This is a genomic window from Bacillus sp. FSL R5-0585 (genome assembly GCF_038004545.1).
Taxonomy (GTDB): domain Bacteria; phylum Bacillota; class Bacilli; order Bacillales; family Bacillaceae_G; genus Bacillus_A; species Bacillus_A cereus.
The window spans coordinates 4,586,770-4,605,663 of the sequence record NZ_JBBORJ010000001.1; the positions used below are offsets into that span (position 1 = coordinate 4,586,770).

An 18,894-nucleotide genomic window follows, 5' to 3' on the forward strand; every position below is an offset into this window, starting at 1 on the left:
GAGCACGTTGAAGTTTTGTGGAACATGTAAAAAGAATGTTGCAGACCATTTGAACTTTTGTCCGGAGTGTGGGAGTAAAGTAGAAGTAATCGTTGATAACACTGCTGCTTCATATACAGAATTACAAAGCGAGACAAAACCAGTGAAAAGTAAGAAAAATTTATTTTTGATCATTGGTTTTGCTGCTATTGCTGCATTATTATTTGGGGCATATAAATTTGGAGCATATAAGTTTTCAAAAGAAAAGCAAGTAAATGTAATGATTGAAGCATTTCAAAAGAAAGATATTAATGCAATTGATGAGTTTGTAAAAGCGAATGATTCAAGCTTAAAGATTAAGACAGAGGATATTAAAGCGTACATGCGTTATTTAAAAGAGAATCCTTCTTACAACAAACAATTACTGTCTTATTTACAGAAAGAGACAGTAGATCAAAAGTTAACTAAAGATAAATCTTCATTTAAGGACGGGGAAATAGTAGAAGAGGGAAAAGAGTGGTTCTTATATCCAAAGTATAAGTTCAGCATGAAATCTTATTATATGAGCGTTAGTACAACTGCAAAAAACGCAGAAATATATGTGAATGACAAAAAAGAAACAGAGCTTTCTAGTGATAAAACTTCGAAAGAGTTGGGGCCATACTTCCCAGGTACATATGTTGTAAAGGCAACGGCGAAGACAGAACTGACTGAATTAGAAACAGAGAAAGAAGTAGATTTAGCGGATGAACAGAGCGAGAAGGTGAAAGTGGATCTATCGCTTGAAGGCAAGTATGTAAGCATTTCTTCTGATGAAAGTGATGCAACTGTATTTGTGAATGGGAAAAAACGTGGAAAATTAAATTATGGAAGTTATAAACTTGGCCCTGTACCAACAGATGAAACAGTAGAAGTACATTTAGAGAAAACTACTGATCTTGGTGTGATGAAATCTGAAAGTGTTAAAATTGGAGACCAAAGCACATATTACTTAAAATTCCCGAAAGAAACATCAAGTTCAGCGGTGGGCGAATTTGTAAGAAATCACATTTATGATAACGTACGTGCAATTTCATTAAATGATTTTAGTTTAATTGAAAATAATTATGATAAGAGCGGGAAATCGTATAAGGAAGACCGTGATTATATACAGTATTTACACAAAAAAGGAATTACAGAAGACTTATTAACGATGGAAGTTCGTAATGTAGAGCGTCAAAGTGATACGAAATATAAAGTAACGACATATGAAGAGTACCATATTCGTTACGGTGATGGATCTGTGAAGTTCAAAAGTTTTAATAACGAACATATTGTAACTGTGAATGGAAATGGAAAGATGTTGTATCATTCTCTTGGTGCAAATAATACTTTGAAATCAGAAGATGTATCTGGTCCAACTCGTTAATATGAGAGAAGCTGTTCAATATTTGAACAGCTTCTTTTTTGTAGCTAAATCGATATTTCGTGTCGAACCGTTGATATATCGTAAGTTATGATAGATATAATCGAAAAATCGTTGATATATTGCGATGTATGATAGATATAATCGAAAAATCGTTGATATATTTTTTTACAATTATGAGTGTGTTTCCTTTAGTATCGCTTGTACATACGGATCATGTAATATTTGCTCTATAATTGGTAACATGTTTTGTTCAAATGGAATGTCGATAGGAAATGGCTTTTGAGAGCCTGGTTTTATTCCATATTGTACAATTTTGTAATGTGTATTGTTTTCAGACTTGAGCACAATTAACTTATAGCGGTTATCATCGCCAGCGAGTGAAAAATCAATAGAAGTAGCGTTATATGTCACTTCATCTTTATATATGTACGGTTTTGGCGTACCAATCCAGTCTACTTTTGCTTGTACATTCATGGGCGTAGCCTCCTTATATGTATTATAAATAAATAAAAGCCAGCTCTCAATAAAGAGAACCGGCTTGTAATTTAGCAGTCATTGGTTATTTTAAAATTTTCACTTTAACAGTTTTGCGTCCCCATTTTTGAGCAGCGCTATCTGATCCAAGTAAGATATCGATACGGTTACCTTTAATTGCACCACCAGTATCTCCAGCGATAGCTTCTCCGTAACCTTCTACCCATACTTTAGATCCTAATGGGATTACTTTCGGGTCAACAGCGATCATTTTCATATTTGGATTCGCAGTTAAATCATGACCCATTGCAGTTAATACACGGCCGCCATATGTTCCACCGTTTTCGCTCGGATGAGCTGTATATGCTGTAGCTACAACTGTTAACTCACGACCACCAGATGGTTCGCTAGTTTCAGCAGCTTTCACAGCAGGCTTAGCAGCTGGTTTTGCTTGTGCTACAGGTGCTTGAGCCTTAGCTGGTGCTGCAGCTTTAGCAGGAGCAGTTGTTTCTTGTTTCTCAATTACAGGTGCTGTACCTGTTAAGAAAGGAACATGAACATAAGCTGTTTTTCCGTTATATTCAAATTGTAACCACTCATTTTGTACTTGGTTCGTTGTTTCGATTACATCGTCTTTCTTCAACTTTCCAAGAACCTCTGAGTTTGTGTTCGCTTCAGCACGTACGTTTAATACGTTAGCTGTTACGTAGTAGATGCTTTTTGTGAACTCTGCACTTACGAATGCGTCTTTACCGTCTAAAGTAATTTTTGACCATCCGTTCTCTGTATTTTGAACATCTATTTTATTACCGTTTAGTAATTTACCGACAACTTTTGATTCAGTAGTAGGGTTTTCGCGTACGTTTAGTACGTCTGTTGTTACAACAGTTTCTGCATTAGCAGATGATGTGAAAATCCCAAGACCAAAAACTGCTGCTGTTGCTATACCAATTAATTTTTTCATGATAGCCTCCATTGCGTTTGTTTTCGTGTCCTCATTATAGCAACAGATTTTTTCGGATTTGGGGAAAACACACAATTACAAACCATTCGTAATAAGTCGTTAACATCCTGTAATATAACAAAAAATATAGGAAAGCGTTTTTCATTCTATATGACTCATAGGTTTCTAGTTATATTCAAAATATTTAATACAACATGTTTTTTTCGACGTAAATAAAAATGTTACAGAAATGTTACATGATGTTTACTAAACGATTACATTCCTTGAGTATTTTACCGTTTTATGGGTAATATAGTTATATAAACATAAACATTTTGTTTGTGAAGCTATAAACACGTGCTATATACTAGCAAAAAAACCGCATAATTGTTACAAAACGAAAGGGTTGCAAGGAAGAACTTTGCCCTTTTTTACATATGTAACACATCCTTTTTTAGGAAAATACATTCCTATCCGCGTTTTTCTCACACAATTTGACAGCAGTATTTCTAACTTGTAGCTCTTGCAGAGTGAAAAGGTTATACGAAAGGTAAGGCTGTCCATAAGAATTCGAATTGGTGAAGGTGAAAGTAAGAAAATCACCGCAAAATTATAGTTTTCTATCCGATTTTACATATCGGAATTTATGTTATTTACAAAAACGAAACCTACGAAGGGGGATTTGATGAGGAAACTGACAAAAACATTCATCGTTTCATTAACATTATGTATTGCATTTACAATTTGGGGGATTATTCCCGAATCTATTATTGGAAAAGGTAGCTTAGGAAATGTAACAACCGCAATTCAAACTGCATTAGTTAGTAAGTTCGGGTGGTTTTATATTATTTCCGTTTCTATTATTTTAGGTGTGTCTATCTTTTTAATTGTTTCGAAATACGGTTCTATTCGTTTAGGTAAAGATGATGATGAACCTGATTATAGTTATATGACATGGTTTGCTATGTTATTTAGTGCTGGTATGGGTATTGGCTTAGTTTTCTGGGGCGTTGCCGAACCATTAAACCATTTATACGCACCTCCGTTTGGAGATAGTGCAACTGAGGAAAGTGCGCGCCTTGCACTGCGTTTTTCATTTTTCCATTGGGGATTACATCCTTGGGGACTATATGCGTTTGTAGCGTTATGTATTGCTTACTTTACCTTTAGAAAAGGAAAAGCAAGTACGATTAGTGCGACAGTAGGACCGTTATTTAAAGGCGGGGACCATGGACGTATTGCTCATTTATTTGACGTGTTAGCTGTTTTCGCGACTGTGTTTGGTGTTGCAACGTCATTAGGTCTTGGCGCGAAACAAATTGCAGGTGGTGTTAGTTATTTAACATCTATTCCGAACTCGTTAACGACTCAGTTAGTTATTATTGCAATCGTAACAGTATTATTTATGTTATCTGCGCAAACAGGTCTTGATAAAGGGATTAAATATTTAAGTAATACGAACATTATTTTTGCGTTTGCACTTATGATTATTGTATTATTTGCGGGTCCAACAAACTTTATTATGAATTACTTCACTTCAACAATCGGTTCTTACATTCAGGAATTACCAAGCATGAGCTTCCGTTTAAGTCCATTAGATGAAGGTGGAAACCAATGGATTCAATCGTGGACAATTTTCTATTGGGCATGGTGGATTGCATGGTCACCGTTCGTAGGTACGTTTATTGCTCGTGTTTCACGAGGACGTACGATTCGTGAGTTTGTAATCGGTGTGTTACTCGTACCGACAATAATTGGTGCCCTTTGGTTCTCTGTTTTCGGCGGAACAGGTATTCATATGGAGCTGTTTGGTGATGCGCATATCTTTGAAAAAATTAAAGAAATGGGAACAGAAGTAGGATTATTTGCTATGTTTGATCAAATGGGAAGCTTTGGATCAGCTTTATCTGTTCTAGCGATTCTTCTTATTTCTACATTCTTTATTACATCTGCAGATTCTGCGACATTCGTTTTAGGGATGTTAACGACACATGGTAGTTTAAACCCACCAAATCGCATTAAAATGATTTGGGGTATCGTTCTAGCCGCGCTAGCTTCTATCTTATTATATGTTGGTGGATTAGAAGCCTTACAAACGGCAGCTATCATTGCGGCATTCCCGTTCGTCTTCGTTATTTTCTTTATGATGGCAGCATTATTTAAAGAGTTACAAAAAGAAGGGCGTATGAAGCGTCATTAATAATAGAAGGAAAAGAGCTGATTTCATATCAGCTCTTTTTTATTTCTCTATTTGCCTGTAAAAGTACGATTGGTGATGGCTAATGAAAGTTTCACTTTATATAGAAGGAATTTGAAATGCGGGTAGGGGAAATAAAATACTTTACCATATAAGTAGTATGCCTTTTATACGAAGAAAAAACGATAGGTTTCGACAATATTCGATATCTTACGAATTCTATTCGTATTTTTGTCAAAAATATGTCGGAAATGTGTTGTCACGTTTATATATATGTGCTATATTATTTCCTGTAAGCGATTTCAAATAGTTTTAAAGCGCATTCAAGGGGGACATCTAGAATAATGAAACGTTACGAAAGAAAGTGGAAGCATATTTGTTTGAAACGTGTGGCACATCGTAGTGTCCAAGAAAGCACGGAACCTAAGACTGAAACGCGCAAAGAACAGCAAGAGAAGCAATTGGTTCTACAAAAATAGCAATCACTTTTTCGTATATAAATGAAGGTCGATCGTTCGTTGGGGGATGGACGTGAAATTACTTTCAGCTAAGGGGTATTGTCTGATATATAATTTATACGGCAATAAATAAGCACAGAGCATACGGCGCTCTGTGCTTATTGTTATTATTTATCTTTTTTAAATCGAACTGTTTTATCCCAGCCAATGACTTGTTTCTTGCTCTTTGCACGTAAGTATAAGATTAAGCTACGAATAAATAAGTACGTAAAGAGCTGTGCGTACGTAAAGTACATAATAACGCTAATAAAAATATTAGTCGGTGTAAAGGTTCGTTCGACACTCTGGGCACTAAATAATTGAGAAACATATGTAATATATGCGACATACCACATGAATAGTAGCGGAATGCTATATTGAATTTGGAATATCCCGAGTAGCCCAATTACAAACCAAACGTTTGAAATGATTAAGAATAGCCAAAATACAACATACACTAGAACTTGTTGTAAGGAATGGACGAGAAGTTTTCCTTTAAAGAAACTTAATGACGAGAACATTTTTTCTAAAATGTATAAATTCCCTTGGAGCCAACGTGTACGTTGTTTGATAAGAATTTTTAAATGCTCTGGTTCTTGTTCCCAAGTAACTGATTCTGGGACGATTGGTAAGAGATAACCTTTTTGTGTAATTCTTAATGTTAATTCAGCATCTTCTGCAATTGCATAAGGATCATAGCCACCAAGCTCTTCTAGTGCGGAGCGACGAAGAAGCATATTTGTTCCTGTCAGTGAGCCTGTTTGGAATAGTAACCAGCGTCCAGATTGCATAAGGAGTTGGAAGATTTGAAATTCCAGTGAAATCATTCGCGTCAGCCAGTTTCGCTTTTCGTTTACTGTACGAACATGTCCAACAGCTCCAACAGCATCTTCAGTTGTTTCAGCGTGCTCTACAAGCATTCGCAGTGCGTGTGGTTCAGGTTGGTTATCTGCATCGTACACACAGAAGTATTCACCATCTGAAATACTAAGCCCATAGTTTAGTACACGTGATTTACCCTTCGGTTCACCAGGGGGAACACGAATGTGGCGAATATGAGCATAAGCCTTGTCAAAATCATCGCCGATTTCAGGTGTTTCGTCTTGAGAGTTATCATTTAATAAATAAATAGTTAGCTTTCCAGGATATTCAATCTTTGCCATCGCCTCTAAAGTATCTTTAATAACGACGCCTTCATTATGGGCAGGTATGAAAATATCGACGCTCGGATAATGTTCTAATGTACGATCTTTTCGTTTACTATTTCGGTGAATTAGGCCCGCGATTGTTAAGAAAGAGTAGTAAACGAGTAAGCCAGAGAATAGAAAAGCCGTAAAAATAAGTACATATTTAATTGAAAATGTGATACTGATCCAAAAAACGAGTACGCAAAACAGAAGGAATAAAAGAAGTATAACGAGAGTCATCATAACAGGTTCTGTCCTTTGTTTCCAATTTGCTCGCGTGAAATTTTTATATCTCGGATTGCTTCAGCAGCAAGCCATTGCTCCATTTTTGGTTTTAGGCGGTTCATTACAATGTCAGCACCAGCTTCATTTGTGTTTTGTAATAAAATAACTAGCGTATTATTATCATATTCAGCAGCAAGGTCAAAATCATTCCTTACTGTTTCAACTAATAAGGAAGCTACACGGTCCATAACACTTTCCTTCGTATATTTACTAAAGGAAGTGAAATCAAAGTAAATGATAAAGCCTGTTTCATTACGACGATTCATTGCAGTCGTTAATAACGCTTGGCGTCTCTCGAATTCTTGTCTTGTTAGTAATTTGGATTCTCCAATATATTGTTCCAATGTTCTCACACGCTCAGTTAAAGCTTTATTTTCATGAATCACTTTTTTCAATAGGTGAGTTGTTATATATACAATGAAGAAGTTAGCTGCCATCAGGAAGTGGGTAATCATATATTGCCATTGATCTGATGTACTCCATAAGTGAAGCCATGCTTGATAGAACAAATAAAATACGGAAATAATGGTTCCTAGTATGAAGAAAACAAATGCTGTTTTGTCAGCTAAAAATAAGAATAGTACATTTACGATTACGTATATTATTGTAAAAATGAGAGCATGCTCATATTTCGTCACATATACAGTAGTAAAATAAAATACAATTTGTAAAATCCACATAGAGAGGATTTTATAGAACTTATCTTTCACAAAACTTTCCTCCTTAAAGCTATTTCATCAATAGATACTTGTAGTATGCGCAATTATTAAGAAATTGACCATGTCGTTAAACTCTTTTGAAGGGCAACAACAAGTAGTATCTCTATTTTCATAAGAAAAATAAAAAGACTTAAACATTATTGTATCATAATGTGCTTATATTTAGGATAAATTGATTAATAGATACATAAAAGACGTTTGGATTGCATGAAAAAAGTCTCCTCTTGTAGAAAGAGAAGACTCTATATAAGTTTATAGGAACATCATACCTGCAACTGCTGCGTTTAAGAAGTTCGCTAATGTACCAGCGATAACTGCTTTAATCCCTAATTGTGCAATTTGTTTACGGCGAGTAGGAGCTAACGTTCCTGTTACACCTAATTGAATTGCGATAGAAGAGAAGTTTGCAAATCCACAGATTGCAAATGTTAAAATTAGATTTGTTTTGTCAGAGAACTCTGCCATGTGTGGTCCTAAGTTTGCGTATGCAACGAATTCGTTGATTGCAAGTTTTTGACCGATAAAGCTTGCTGCTTGTATCGCTTCACCAGGAGAAACCCCGATTAAGATTGCGAATGGTGATAATAAGTAACCAAAGATTAAATCAAGGCTAAGTTTAATATCAAACAGAGAACCAACCCATCCTAATAATCCATTTAATAAAGCGATTAATGCGATGAAAGCCATTAACATTGCTGCTACGTTAATAACAAGTTGCATACCTTCAGATGCGCCGCGTGCAGCTGCATCAATAACATTTGCGTCTTCACGTTCTGTAGAAAGTTCAACGTTATTATCTACTTTTTCTGTCTCTGGCATGATTAGTTTCGCAATTAATAAGCTCGATGGAGCCGCCATAATTGCAGCTGCTAATAAGTGCTCTAACGGAATACCCATTGCTGCATAACCGACAAGAACGGATCCAGCAACAGCTGTCATACCGCTTACCATAATAGTGAAGAATTCACTATTTGTTAAGCGTGCTAAGTAAGGTTTAATTAAAATTGGAGCTTCAGTTTGTCCTAAAAATACAGTCGTTACTGAGTTTAGGCTTTCTGCTTTAGAAGTTCCAAGAAGTTTACTTAATGCACCACCAACGATGCTAACAAATTTCTGCATAATACCGAAATAATATAAGATTGCTACTAATGAACTAATAAATACGATTGGAAGTAGTGCTTGAATAAAGAATACAAATCCCCAAGGTCCTTTTGCGTTGACTAAATCCCCAGTAACGAACTTAATTCCCTCGTAAGAAAAATTAATTAATCCTTGAACACCGTCAGCAGCGTGTTTTAAACCTGCTTTACCAGCGTCCCATCGTAATACGATAAATGAAAATGACATTTGTAATGCTAGCGCAATTAAAATTGTGCGCCAATTAATAGCTTTGCGGTTGGAAGATAGTAAGAAAGCAATTGCTAATACTCCAATCACGCCGCCAATTCCCCATAAAAGATTCATGCAGTGTATGCTCCTTCCTCATAGTAAAAACAGTGTATAAACCAGTTGTCTATACGTTTACGAATATAACATCTTTAGTAACTTATCATAATGGACATCGGAGGTCAAACGTCTAATGAAAAGTTTAAATAAAAAGAAAATTCTTCAAAAAAACACATATAAAATAAATAGACATGAAATAGGTTATGTTTTTTATGAAAATATATACATTATGATAACGTTATGCATTGTTTTTGCAGAATAAAGTGTATGAAATGGAAGAATGGATACATTATTTTTGTAGAGAGAAGGTAGGAGAAAGGAAGTAATATGTTGAACTCATAGCAAAAAAGCCTTCTAGTAAACTAGAAGGCTTTGAAACTATTAATTAAGGTGCTTTCGTGTATCCTAAGAAGTGGCTCTTCCAATAAGAGTTACTTAATGAAGCGATTGCGACACCTTTATCTCCAGCTTGGATAAATGATCCGCCCCCAAGGTAAATACCCATGTGAGAAGGACCAGATTTATAAGTGTTTTGGAAATAAATTAAGTCACCAGGTTGTGGACTTGAAGTTTGTGGTAGGCTACTCCAATATCCTGCAACACTTTGGCGGCTAATGTTATGACCAAATTTCTTAAATACGTGGTAGATGTAGCCACTGCAGTCTACGCCGTTAGCAGAAGTTCCGCCCCAAACGTACGGTACACCTTGCATTGATTTTGCATATGCAAGTACGGAAGAACTGTCGCCGCTATTATTGCCCGTATTATTATTATTGTTTTGATTGTTATTTTGGTTATTGTTAGGCTTATTATCTACTGCGCCTCCAACTGGTGTTTTAGATAGGTAACGTGTTCCGATATAACCAGTTTGACCGTTGTAGTTAATTTTGCTCCATCCAGAGTTTTCAGAGATTACTTGAACCTTCTGACCTTGTGGAAGTGCGCCTATGATTCTATAATTTGTACCTTCGCCGCTACGTACATTTAGTGCAGAAGCATTAATGTAGTAGTCGCCAATTGCACCTTGGTTAGGTTGTTCAGGTTGTTTTGGTTGCTCAGGAGTAGTAGTGCCACCTTTAACGAATTTCACAAATTCGCTACTAACAAAGCCTGTTTTTCCTTGGTAATTTACTTTAAACCAACCGTTTTCAGATCCAACTACGTTTAATGTTGTACCGTTTAAAACGCCACCAATTACACTATGGTAAGCGGCAGGGCCTGTACGAACACGTAAAGATGTAGCGTTAACTACGTAAGAACCGCCAGTTTGAATAGTTCCATTATTATTGTTTTGCTCTTGTTTGTTGCCTTCTGTAACGTTTTCGTTAGAACCGCCTTTTGTTACATAGTCTTTGCTTACATAAGCAGTTTGTCCTGCGTAATTGATTTTGAACCAATCTTGAACTTCTCCAACAACTTGTACTACTTGTCCTTTTGTCACAGAACCTACAGTTGTGTGAGAAGTGCTAGGACCTGTACGGACGCGAAGGGAAGATACATTTACTGTATAGTTTCCGCTTGCTGGTTTTACTTCTTGGTTGTTATTATTCGTATTGTTGTTTGAAGAACCTGCATTAGAAGAAACGCCAGATACGAATTCGCCACTTACATAACCTACTTGTCCATTATGGTTAATTTTCACCCAACCATTTTCTTGTCCAATTACGTTTAATGTTTGTCCTTCATATACACGCCCAGAAACAGAACTAGATGTGTTAGGAGCTGTACGTACACGTAATACATCAGCGGTAACTTTATTGTTTCCACCTGTACTTACATTGTTGTTTGCTGCTCCACTTTTTGATACAAATTCACCACTAACAAAACCTGTTTGTCCATTAATGTTAATTTTGAACCAACCGTTTTCTTCGCCAATCACGTTTAGTGATTGACCGTTATAAACGCGTGAGATGATGTCGTGAGAAGTGCTTGATCCAGCACGAACATGTAATACGCTCGCGTTTACCTTATAAGATGAGCTGTTTGATGCAGAAGCTTGGACAGTTGTAGCAGCTTTTTGTGTATTTTGTTCAGGTGCAGCTTGAACACTATCAAGTGTAGGTGCTGCTCCTCCTGCTACAGACACTGCCGCAAGACCGGCAAGATACTTTTTCATAATTTGTCGATTCCTTTCTGTCTGTAATGTAGTGAAGAAATATTTACCAACTGTTAAAAATTCTAAAGAGCATGTCGATTACTGTCAAGACTTATATAGGAATCTGAATATGACAAAAAGATTACAAGAAAAAAATCAAGGCATAAAATTACACCTTGATTTCCATTTAAATGCATATATTGAATATGAAAGGACAGAAATTATTCGTGTTTAAGAAGATGCCATATTGGATTGTAATAAGATTTGATTAAAAGATTTTTGCAGTTTTTTGGTGATAGGTCCAACTTGCCCATCTTGAATCGCGGTTCCATCAAGGTGGGTCATTGGTAAAATTTCAATTGTTGTGCCTGTAAAAAAGCATTCATCTGCTTGATAAACGTCACGAACGCTGAAAAGTTCTTCCTGTACAGGTATGTGAAGAGTATTCGCTAAAGAAAGGACATATTGACGAATAATGCCATTTAAAATAAGGTGATTGGCTGGATGTGTGTAAAGAGTTCCATTTTTAATTAAAAAGAAGTTAGAATGGCTTCCTTCCGTTACAATACCATTCCTTACGAGAAGTGCCTCTTTACAGCCTTTCCGTTCAGCTTTCGTAGCAGCTAGTACGTTTGGTAATAAATTTAATGATTTAATGTCACAGCGTAGCCATCGAGTATCGGGTTCTGATATAGCGCGTATACCATATTCAATCCATAAGGCTGGTCTTTCTTTTTTTGTAATATAGGCATAAATTGTCGGAGGGGTGTCATATGAAAATACATGTGTGCGAGCTTGTACACCGCGAGATACTTGCAAATAAATTGTGCCATCTTCGTGGAAATGGTTTCGTTCAATTAATTTATAAAGTAAAGTGATGAGCTCAGCTTTTGAGAAAGGGAGCGATAATTCTACTTCTTCCATGGAGCGATATAATCTCGTTATGTGCGGATCTAATAAGTGAAAGTTCCCTTTATATAGGCGAATAACCTCGTAGACACCATCTCCGAACTGCAAACCTCTCTCTTCAAGTTCTATGTACGTTTGTTGTTTTGTTGTATCAATAACTTCATCATTCCAAAGTACAAATTTTTCGTATGCCAATTTCCGTCCCATCCTTTCGTAAGTACGTAAGTAACGTGAAACTTTCATTCATGCGAGATAAAAATCACTATAGTAATTTTTATGTAAGCAATTCTCTACATATGACCGTATATGTATTTGTAAATCATAGAGAAGTAAGGATGATTTACCCCGCATTAACGGGAAGTAAAACTTCCACTTAAAAACTAGGGTGGAGCAAAGAAGTGAAGTGGGCGAATAACTGCCCGTAGCTGCCCGATTGGTGAGGGCTGATTAAAGTTTCACTTTACAGCATTTTGTATATACAAATTCGAAAATAAGAATGAGAATCCTGCTTTTAAATAAAAAAAAGCAACATTCTTATGGAATGCTGCACAAGGAGGGTAGCTATCTTTCATAGGGACATTGTCTCGTTGAGTGTTTTGTGTATGGAAACAAAACATGTTGAAAGACAATTATAAGAAAGTAGAAACAAAAGATTTACACACTTCTTTAAGGGAGCTTACGAAAGATGAGAGATAAGAAATATGTAGAACCTCGTTTACATATTTTATTATAGAGATTCTTCATTAACACTATGTGAATATTTGGTAAAGGTTATGTAATTTTAAAGTTAATGAATATAAGTAGTTGTATGGAAGAAAATAAAAAAAGAGGCTGAGATTACTCAGCGCTCTTCTTTTCTTCTTTAATAACTGTTTTTACTTCACCAGTTTTGATCTTATTACTTTCAGAGAAGCGAAGTAAGTCACCTTCAATGATTTTATCAGACATGTTCAATTCATTTTGGGCACGATCAATTAGTGGTTGAGATTCTTCTTTCGGTAATTGTACAACTTCGCCAGTAGCACGATCGTAGAATGTACTGTTTGTGTACATGTATTTATCTGTAACGAAGCTACCGTCACGAAGAACAACAAATCCTTTATTATCAGGTGAGAATACATCATGACCGAATCGAACGTCATTTGTAGAATCTACACCAAGTAAGTTTAGAATAGTTGGTTTAATATCAATTTCTCCAGTTGGTTTCGAAATTGTTTTACCTTCTTTTTGACCTGGAACGTGAATAAACATCGGTGTTTTTTGTAAGTTCATATGGTCAAATGCAGTGATTTCTTCTTTTCCTAAGAACTGTGCCATTGCACGGTTATGGTTTTCAGAAATACCGTAGTGGTCACCGTAGAATACGATTACTGAGTTGTCGTAAATACCTTCTGCTTTTAGACGCTCAATAAAGTGTTTCATTGCTTCGTCTAAGTAACGAGCAGTTACCATGTAACGGTCAAATACTCCATCACCAGAATTATATTCGTCGATTAATTTTGTACTGTCATCGTAAGTGAATGGGTAATGATTCGTTAAAGTAAGGAAGCGAGTATAGAATGGTTGCTTCACTTGTTTTAACATATCAATAGATTGATCGAAGTACTCGATATCTTTTAATCCCCAATTTAATTTTGTTTCTGGTGTAATCTTGTAGTCAAGTTCGTTGTAGTAACGATCATAACCAAGTGCTGGATACATAATGTTACGGTTCCAGAATGTTGCGTTGTTTGCGTGGAATACCGACGTGTGATACCCTTGCTGACGTAAAATTTCTGGAGTTGCTGTATATTCATTGTTACCGTGTGTGAAGAATACAGCACCGCGGTCTAGTGGATATAACGAAGTATCTACTAGGAATTCAGCATCAGATGTTTTACCTTGACCAGTTTGATGGAAGAAGTTATCAAAGTAATAACTTTCTTTCGTAAATTGGTTTAAGAATGGTGTAACTTCTTGTCCGTTAACTGTTGCACCAATTAAGAATGTTTGTAATGACTCAAGAGAGACAACAATTACGTTTTTCCCTTTTGCAGTACCGAACATATTTGGGTCTGGTTTACTTTGTGTTGTTTTTACGTAGTTCTCTGTTTCTTGTAATTTACTACCGTCAGCGAACGCTTTTTGTGAACTTGATTTTGCTTGTAAGCCAAGATCGTATACTTGGTGTACATATAATCCTAAGTTTTTAACAAGCATAACGCGGTCGAATGAACGTGTTAATAGTTCTGGGCGTTCAGCTTCTGCAAGTCCTAAGTTTGCGAAGAAAATAGCAACTGTTGATACGAAGTATAGAGAACGCATCGGGCGTGCTACACGCTCTGTAGGTGCAAAGTTCTTCATTTTCTTTAATAGAACGAAGAAAACGATAATGTCTGCAAATGCAAGGATAATTTTGTAGTTAAATAATTCTTTCACACTAGAACCTAAACTTCCGAAGTTAGATGTTTGTCCTAGCACCGGTAATGTAACGAAGTCATTGTAGAATCCGTAGAACATTACGTTACCAACAAGAACGATTGTTAAGACAAAATTAATTCCAAGTGCTATATAGTTACGTTTTTTCCCTTTTGCAAATAATGCAAGACCAACAAGCAGTAATGATGCTGCTAATGGGCTAAGGAATAAAATGAATTCTTGCATGAAAGATTCAAGTTTTAAGTCAAAGCTTGTGCGTGTAATAAGGTAAGTTTTCAGCCATAAGGCTAAAGCTACGAATACAGTGAAACGCACATTTTGAAATTGTGATTTCAAGGTTTCTTTCATTCATTTCCACCCTTTCTCTATCAGGCTTGGTCGATTTTGGAGCGAAAAATGCTAAAATAAAAAATACATAGTTTTCTTGGCCATAATTAAAGGTTCTATATTCACCCATATACGACTATAACTATGCATACCCTTTTGGTTTCTTTTGTTGCTCATAAGCATAACGTCATTTCTGTATTATACAACAAAATTCATTTCTGAGAAACACTATAACATTTTACATTTTTTGTATAAGATTTGTCACTACCAGAGAAAACTTTAACATTCGTTTATATGTCCGTCAACTAGAAAATATAACAAAGGTAGAGCAGAATGTTAAGTGGAAGTGAAAATTTTCTTTGTTGAGAAATAAGAAACGAAGATGGGTAAGGGTTATCTAGAAATCTATTATATGAAGGAAATCGTGTGAAAATTAACGAACACTTGTTCTTTTTTAGTTTGTTTGTTACAATGAAAGTTCATTGATAGGTTTTGTGTAATTTCCATGAACTTTTACTGATAACATATTGTAGCTTATTTCTTTTTAAAAATAGGGAGGCTTTTTACATGAAACAAAAATTTTCAGTTGAAGCGTTTTGGAAGAAAGTAAAACATGTTGCAAAGCAAGCTGGGCAGTCGGTCATTTATGCAAGTTTATTACTGTTTTACGTTTTGCAAAGACCCGATGTTCCAAAACGAGTGAAAATTATTGTAATTGGAGCACTTGCTTATTTTATTGCACCGATTGATGCGATTCCAGATTTCATTGCTGGAATTGGCTATACGGATGATTTAGGGGCGTTAACGGCTGCACTAATACAGGTGTCGTTATACGTCAATGAAGATGTGAAAGATAAGGCACGAGTGAAGTTGGCAGAATGGTTTGGTTCGGATATAGACACAACATTTATCGATCAGAAATTAGGTCAATAGGTGAAACCTGTCATAAGGTGACAGGACGAACGTAAGCGAGGAAGTGCATTATGCCATCAGGAAGAACGCATACGAAAATAAACTTAATATCCCTTCCGGTTGTTTTGTTTTTGCTCTTTTCGTATGGATTAACAAATTTTGATTTTTTATTAACTTTTGCAATTGGTTTTTTAGTAGGTACTTCATTTTTAACACCAGATTTAGATACGTACAGTAATGCTTATAACAAATGGGGTTTCTTACGTATATTTTGGTATCCTTATAAGAAAGTAATGCCGCATCGATCTTTCTTTACGCATACGATTATACTTGGTGATGTGATTCGTATTGCGTACATGTTAATCGTCTTTTCTCCATTTTTATTTCTATTAAATGTAATCGCACTGGATGGTAATTTAATAGAAATTGCGAAGAAACATGAGGTTGAAATTGTAACGTTCTTAATGGGAATTGTTGTGGCAAGTACGCTTCACATTATAGCGGATAAAGTGAATACGCGCCGAAAGAAAATGATGAGAAAAAAGAAGAAACGCAGAAGATAAAGTGAACGAATTAGGAAAAGGACCCTTGCAATTTGCAAGGGTCCTTTTTTAAACAAACGTTTGTTTAAAATTAAGCTTTCAGCACTTTAATTCCTTTTACAATGTTCCAGATGAAGTAGTATAAGCTGATGATTCCGCAAATAGCTAAGACAATCATTGATCCAATTCCAAGTGTTACATCTGGTTGATCAGATCCAAGACCCATAATTCCTAAAATAGTTACGCCAATGAATGTAGCGATACTTGGAATGATGTGTGTCCATAGAGCACGTTTTGCATGTGGTTTTGTTTCAGCGTCTCCTACAATCCAAACGATAATAGGGAATAAGATAGGGGCAAATAGTACACTAAAGTATGATAACGCAGCTAATATTTTATTTCCGTTCATATATATCACCTCATAAATAATTTCTGTTGTTATACTATTATTATGCAATAATTTTGGCAAACTTCCTATCGATGAACATTACAAGAACGTGACGATTTTGTAAGATTTTCTTTTAAATAATAAAATTTTCAAAAAAATCTTTTTTAATAGAAATTGTTATGGTACAGTATAAATGAAAGTTGTTGAAAACGTTTTCTTAAACGTTTTTTTTATTTTAGACTTAAAGGTATGATGACCTGATAGTCTATTGATGAGGTTATTCTATTCAAAAGGGGATTCTTTAGGGGGAGAGAACAATGAACACATGGACACAAGTTTATGATCCGTTCGGAAACATTTGGATTTCGGCAGCGGTCGCACTTATTCCGATTATCTTTTTTTTCTTAGCTTTAGCAGTTTTCCGCATGAAAGGGTATGTGGCAGGATTTATTACAGTTGTACTTACAGTTTTAGTAGCGTTATTCGCTTATAAAATGCCGTTCACGATGGCAATGGCAGCGACCGGATATGGTTTCTTATACGGATTGTGGCCAATTGCTTGGATTATCATTATGTCGGTATTTTTATATAAAATTTCTGTGAAAACAGGTCAATTCGATGTGATTCGTGCATCGGTATTATCGATTACGAACGATCATCGTCTACTCGTTATTTTAATTGGATTTTCATTTGGAGCATTTTTAGAAGGAGCGGCAGGATTTGGGGCACCAGTAGCGATTACAGCAGCACTTCTTGCGGGGCTTGGGTTAAATCCTTTATACGCAGCAGGTCTTTGTTTGATTGCAAATACTGCACCAGTGGCGTTCGGAGCGATGGGAATTCCGATTACAGTTGCTGGACAAGTAACAGGTATTGATCCACATAAAATTGGACAAATGGCTGGGCATCAATTACCGTTCCTATCATTATTTGTGCCATTCTTTATCGTATTTTTAATGGATGGATTTAAGGGGATACGACAAACGTGGCCTGCGTTATTTGTAGCGGGTAGTTCATTTGCGATTACGCAGTTCATTACAGCGACATTTTTAGGACCAGAACTTCCGGATATTACATCGGCACTTGTAAGTTTAATTAGTTTAGCGCTGTTCTTAAAAGTTTGGCAGCCGAAAGAAATTTATCAATCTGGGCAAGCAAATAGTGAAGTAGCAGCAACAACGACAGTAGCATCGATGCCGAAACTAACGTTTGGAAAAGTAGTGAAGGCATGGTCCCCATTTATCGTATTAACGGTTATGGTAGTCATTTGGAGCCAAAGTTTCTTTAAGGCATTATTCACTCCAGGAGGAGCTTTAGAAAGTCTTGTATTTAAGTTTGAAATTCCAGGTCTGCATAATCTAGTAATGAAAGCAGAGCCAATTGTAAATAAACCAACGCCTTACGAGGCAATTCTGAAGTTTGATGTATTATCGGCAACCGGAACAGCGATTTTAATTGCTTGTATCATTTCCATGTTTATTTTGAAAATGAATGTAAAAGATGCAGTAGTGACATTTAAAGAAACGTTAAGCGAATTAAAAATGCCAATTCTATCTATCGGATTCGTACTAGGGTTTGCATTTATCGCAAACTATTCTGGTCTATCTTCCACGTTAGCGTTAGCATTAGCTGGAACTGGCGGACTATTCCCGTTCTTCTCACCATTCTTAGGCTGGATTGGCGTATTCTTAACAGGGTCTGATACGTCTGCGAATGCACTGTTCTCGAATTTACAAGCCATTACAGCGCAGCAAGTCGGCGTATCTGAAGTGCTTCTCGTTGCAGCAAATACAACAGGCGGTGTAACAGGTAAAATGATTTCCCCACAGTCGATTGCGATCGCTTGTGCAGCGGTTGGTCTTGCTGGAAAAGAATCGGATTTGTTCCGTTTTACAGTGAAGCATAGTTTGTTCTTCGTAATTATTGTTGGTATTATGACTTATGTTCAGGCTTATTATTTAACGTGGATGATTCCATAAACAACAAAAGAAATAAACTTTTAATTTTCCAAATTATGGTGTATGATAGAAAAGTATTGAAAATTAAATCAGTGATAAACTAGGGGTGCCTAACGTATGCGTAGGCTGAGAGAGAAGCGCGTGAACTTCTTAACCCTTTGGACCTAATCTGGCTCGTACCAGCGTAGGGAAGTTAACGGCTTTACATAA

Annotated in this window: 14 protein-coding genes and 1 riboswitch; of the genes, 5 read left to right on the forward strand and 9 right to left on the reverse strand. The window is 36.1% G+C overall.

Annotated elements, in window-relative coordinates; all coding sequences use genetic code 11:
• Window positions 1–7: 7 nt before the first annotated feature.
• The gene (locus tag MKY38_RS23620) at window positions 8–1,387 is read left to right on the forward strand and encodes a zinc ribbon domain-containing protein (protein WP_341049871.1); all 1,380 of its coding nucleotides are present in this window, start codon (window positions 8–10) and stop codon (window positions 1,385–1,387) included.
• A 171-nt stretch (window positions 1,388–1,558) separates the two neighbouring features.
• Here MKY38_RS23620 and MKY38_RS23625 read toward each other — a convergent pair whose 3' ends face one another.
• Together MKY38_RS23625 and MKY38_RS23630 are read right to left on the reverse strand one after the other, a co-directional pair.
• Window positions 1,559–1,861: a DUF3910 family protein gene (locus MKY38_RS23625; protein ID WP_001102539.1), complete on the reverse strand. Its 303-nt coding sequence runs from the start codon at window positions 1,859–1,861 to the stop codon at window positions 1,559–1,561.
• 85 nt (window positions 1,862–1,946) lie between these two features.
• Window positions 1,947–2,825 (reverse strand): cell wall-binding protein EntA, encoded by an 879-nt coding sequence (locus MKY38_RS23630; RefSeq protein ID WP_048655538.1) that lies wholly within the window; start codon window positions 2,823–2,825, stop codon window positions 1,947–1,949.
• 664 nt (window positions 2,826–3,489) lie between these two features.
• On the opposite strand from MKY38_RS23630, the gene opuD reads away from it, so the two are divergent.
• On the forward strand, window positions 3,490–5,004 hold the full coding sequence (gene opuD / locus MKY38_RS23635) for a glycine betaine transporter OpuD (RefSeq protein ID WP_065224424.1): 1,515 nt from the start codon (window positions 3,490–3,492) through the stop codon (window positions 5,002–5,004).
• Window positions 5,005–5,626: 622 nt separating this feature from the next.
• On the opposite strand, the gene MKY38_RS23640 is transcribed toward opuD, so the two are convergent.
• From MKY38_RS23640 to MKY38_RS23665, 6 genes are all read right to left on the reverse strand, one after another.
• The gene (locus MKY38_RS23640; RefSeq protein WP_000988751.1) at window positions 5,627–6,928 is read right to left on the reverse strand and encodes a glycosyltransferase family 2 protein; all 1,302 of its coding nucleotides are present in this window, start codon (window positions 6,926–6,928) and stop codon (window positions 5,627–5,629) included.
• Window positions 6,925–7,680 carry a diguanylate cyclase gene (locus MKY38_RS23645; RefSeq protein ID WP_078384757.1) on the reverse strand — a complete coding sequence of 252 codons (756 nt, stop codon included), beginning with the start codon at window positions 7,678–7,680 and terminating at the stop codon, window positions 6,925–6,927. Before MKY38_RS23645 ends, MKY38_RS23640 begins: the two co-directional genes overlap by 4 nt.
• A gap of 261 nt (window positions 7,681–7,941) precedes the next feature.
• Window positions 7,942–9,153, reverse strand: coding sequence for a NupC/NupG family nucleoside CNT transporter (locus MKY38_RS23650; RefSeq protein ID WP_001051029.1), 1,212 nt, complete (start codon window positions 9,151–9,153; stop codon window positions 7,942–7,944).
• Window positions 9,154–9,520: 367 nt separating this feature from the next.
• A complete protein-coding gene (locus MKY38_RS23655) occupies window positions 9,521–11,251 on the reverse strand; it encodes a C40 family peptidase (protein WP_341049878.1) in 1,731 nt (576 codons plus the stop codon).
• Between the two features lie 210 nt (window positions 11,252–11,461).
• Window positions 11,462–12,346, reverse strand: a complete 885-nt coding sequence (locus MKY38_RS23660; RefSeq protein ID WP_078384758.1) for a D-amino-acid transaminase — start codon at window positions 12,344–12,346, stop codon at window positions 11,462–11,464.
• Window positions 12,347–12,976: 630 nt separating this feature from the next.
• Window positions 12,977–14,905 carry an LTA synthase family protein gene (locus MKY38_RS23665; protein WP_000665358.1) on the reverse strand — a complete coding sequence of 643 codons (1,929 nt, stop codon included), beginning with the start codon at window positions 14,903–14,905 and terminating at the stop codon, window positions 12,977–12,979.
• Window positions 14,906–15,451: 546 nt separating this feature from the next.
• On the opposite strand from MKY38_RS23665, the gene MKY38_RS23670 reads away from it, so the two are divergent.
• Both MKY38_RS23670 and MKY38_RS23675 read left to right on the forward strand, forming a co-directional pair.
• Window positions 15,452–15,817 (forward strand): YkvA family protein, encoded by a 366-nt coding sequence (locus MKY38_RS23670; RefSeq protein ID WP_000810369.1) that lies wholly within the window; start codon window positions 15,452–15,454, stop codon window positions 15,815–15,817.
• A gap of 50 nt (window positions 15,818–15,867) precedes the next feature.
• Window positions 15,868–16,359, forward strand: a complete 492-nt coding sequence (locus MKY38_RS23675) for a metal-binding protein (RefSeq protein ID WP_001139059.1) — start codon at window positions 15,868–15,870, stop codon at window positions 16,357–16,359.
• A 70-nt stretch (window positions 16,360–16,429) separates the two neighbouring features.
• On the opposite strand, the gene MKY38_RS23680 is transcribed toward MKY38_RS23675, so the two are convergent.
• On the reverse strand, window positions 16,430–16,747 hold the full coding sequence (locus MKY38_RS23680; protein ID WP_001014099.1) for a DUF4870 domain-containing protein: 318 nt from the start codon (window positions 16,745–16,747) through the stop codon (window positions 16,430–16,432).
• Window positions 16,748–17,043: 296 nt separating this feature from the next.
• Between MKY38_RS23680 and lldP the strand changes: the two genes are divergently transcribed.
• Entirely contained in the window at window positions 17,044–18,705 is a 1,662-nt protein-coding gene (gene lldP / locus MKY38_RS23685; RefSeq protein WP_086385587.1) for an L-lactate permease, read from the forward strand.
• Between the two features lie 71 nt (window positions 18,706–18,776).
• Window positions 18,777–18,892, forward strand: a riboswitch (TPP riboswitch).
• The last annotated feature ends 2 nt before the right edge of the window (window positions 18,893–18,894 follow it).

Excerpts from the sequence above, each read along its gene's own strand:
- MKY38_RS23625 (WP_001102539.1), bottom strand. The coding sequence starts at position 1,861 with ATGAATGTACAAGCAAAAGTAGACTGGATTGGTACGCCAAAACCGTAC.
- opuD (WP_065224424.1), top strand. The coding sequence starts at position 3,490 with ATGAGGAAACTGACAAAAACATTCATCGTTTCATTAACATTATGTATT.
- MKY38_RS23660 (WP_078384758.1), bottom strand. The coding sequence starts at position 12,346 with ATGGGACGGAAATTGGCATACGAAAAATTTGTACTTTGGAATGATGAA.
- MKY38_RS23675 (WP_001139059.1), top strand. The coding sequence starts at position 15,868 with ATGCCATCAGGAAGAACGCATACGAAAATAAACTTAATATCCCTTCCG.
- lldP (WP_086385587.1), top strand. The coding sequence starts at position 17,044 with ATGAACACATGGACACAAGTTTATGATCCGTTCGGAAACATTTGGATT.
- MKY38_RS23655 (WP_341049878.1), bottom strand. The coding sequence starts at position 11,251 with ATGAAAAAGTATCTTGCCGGTCTTGCGGCAGTGTCTGTAGCAGGAGGA.
- MKY38_RS23665 (WP_000665358.1), bottom strand. The coding sequence starts at position 14,905 with ATGAAAGAAACCTTGAAATCACAATTTCAAAATGTGCGTTTCACTGTA.
- MKY38_RS23650 (WP_001051029.1), bottom strand. The coding sequence starts at position 9,153 with ATGAATCTTTTATGGGGAATTGGCGGCGTGATTGGAGTATTAGCAATT.
- MKY38_RS23630 (WP_048655538.1), bottom strand. The coding sequence starts at position 2,825 with ATGAAAAAATTAATTGGTATAGCAACAGCAGCAGTTTTTGGTCTTGGG.
- MKY38_RS23670 (WP_000810369.1), top strand. The coding sequence starts at position 15,452 with ATGAAACAAAAATTTTCAGTTGAAGCGTTTTGGAAGAAAGTAAAACAT.
- MKY38_RS23680 (WP_001014099.1), bottom strand. The coding sequence starts at position 16,747 with ATGAACGGAAATAAAATATTAGCTGCGTTATCATACTTTAGTGTACTA.
- MKY38_RS23640 (WP_000988751.1), bottom strand. The coding sequence starts at position 6,928 with ATGATGACTCTCGTTATACTTCTTTTATTCCTTCTGTTTTGCGTACTC.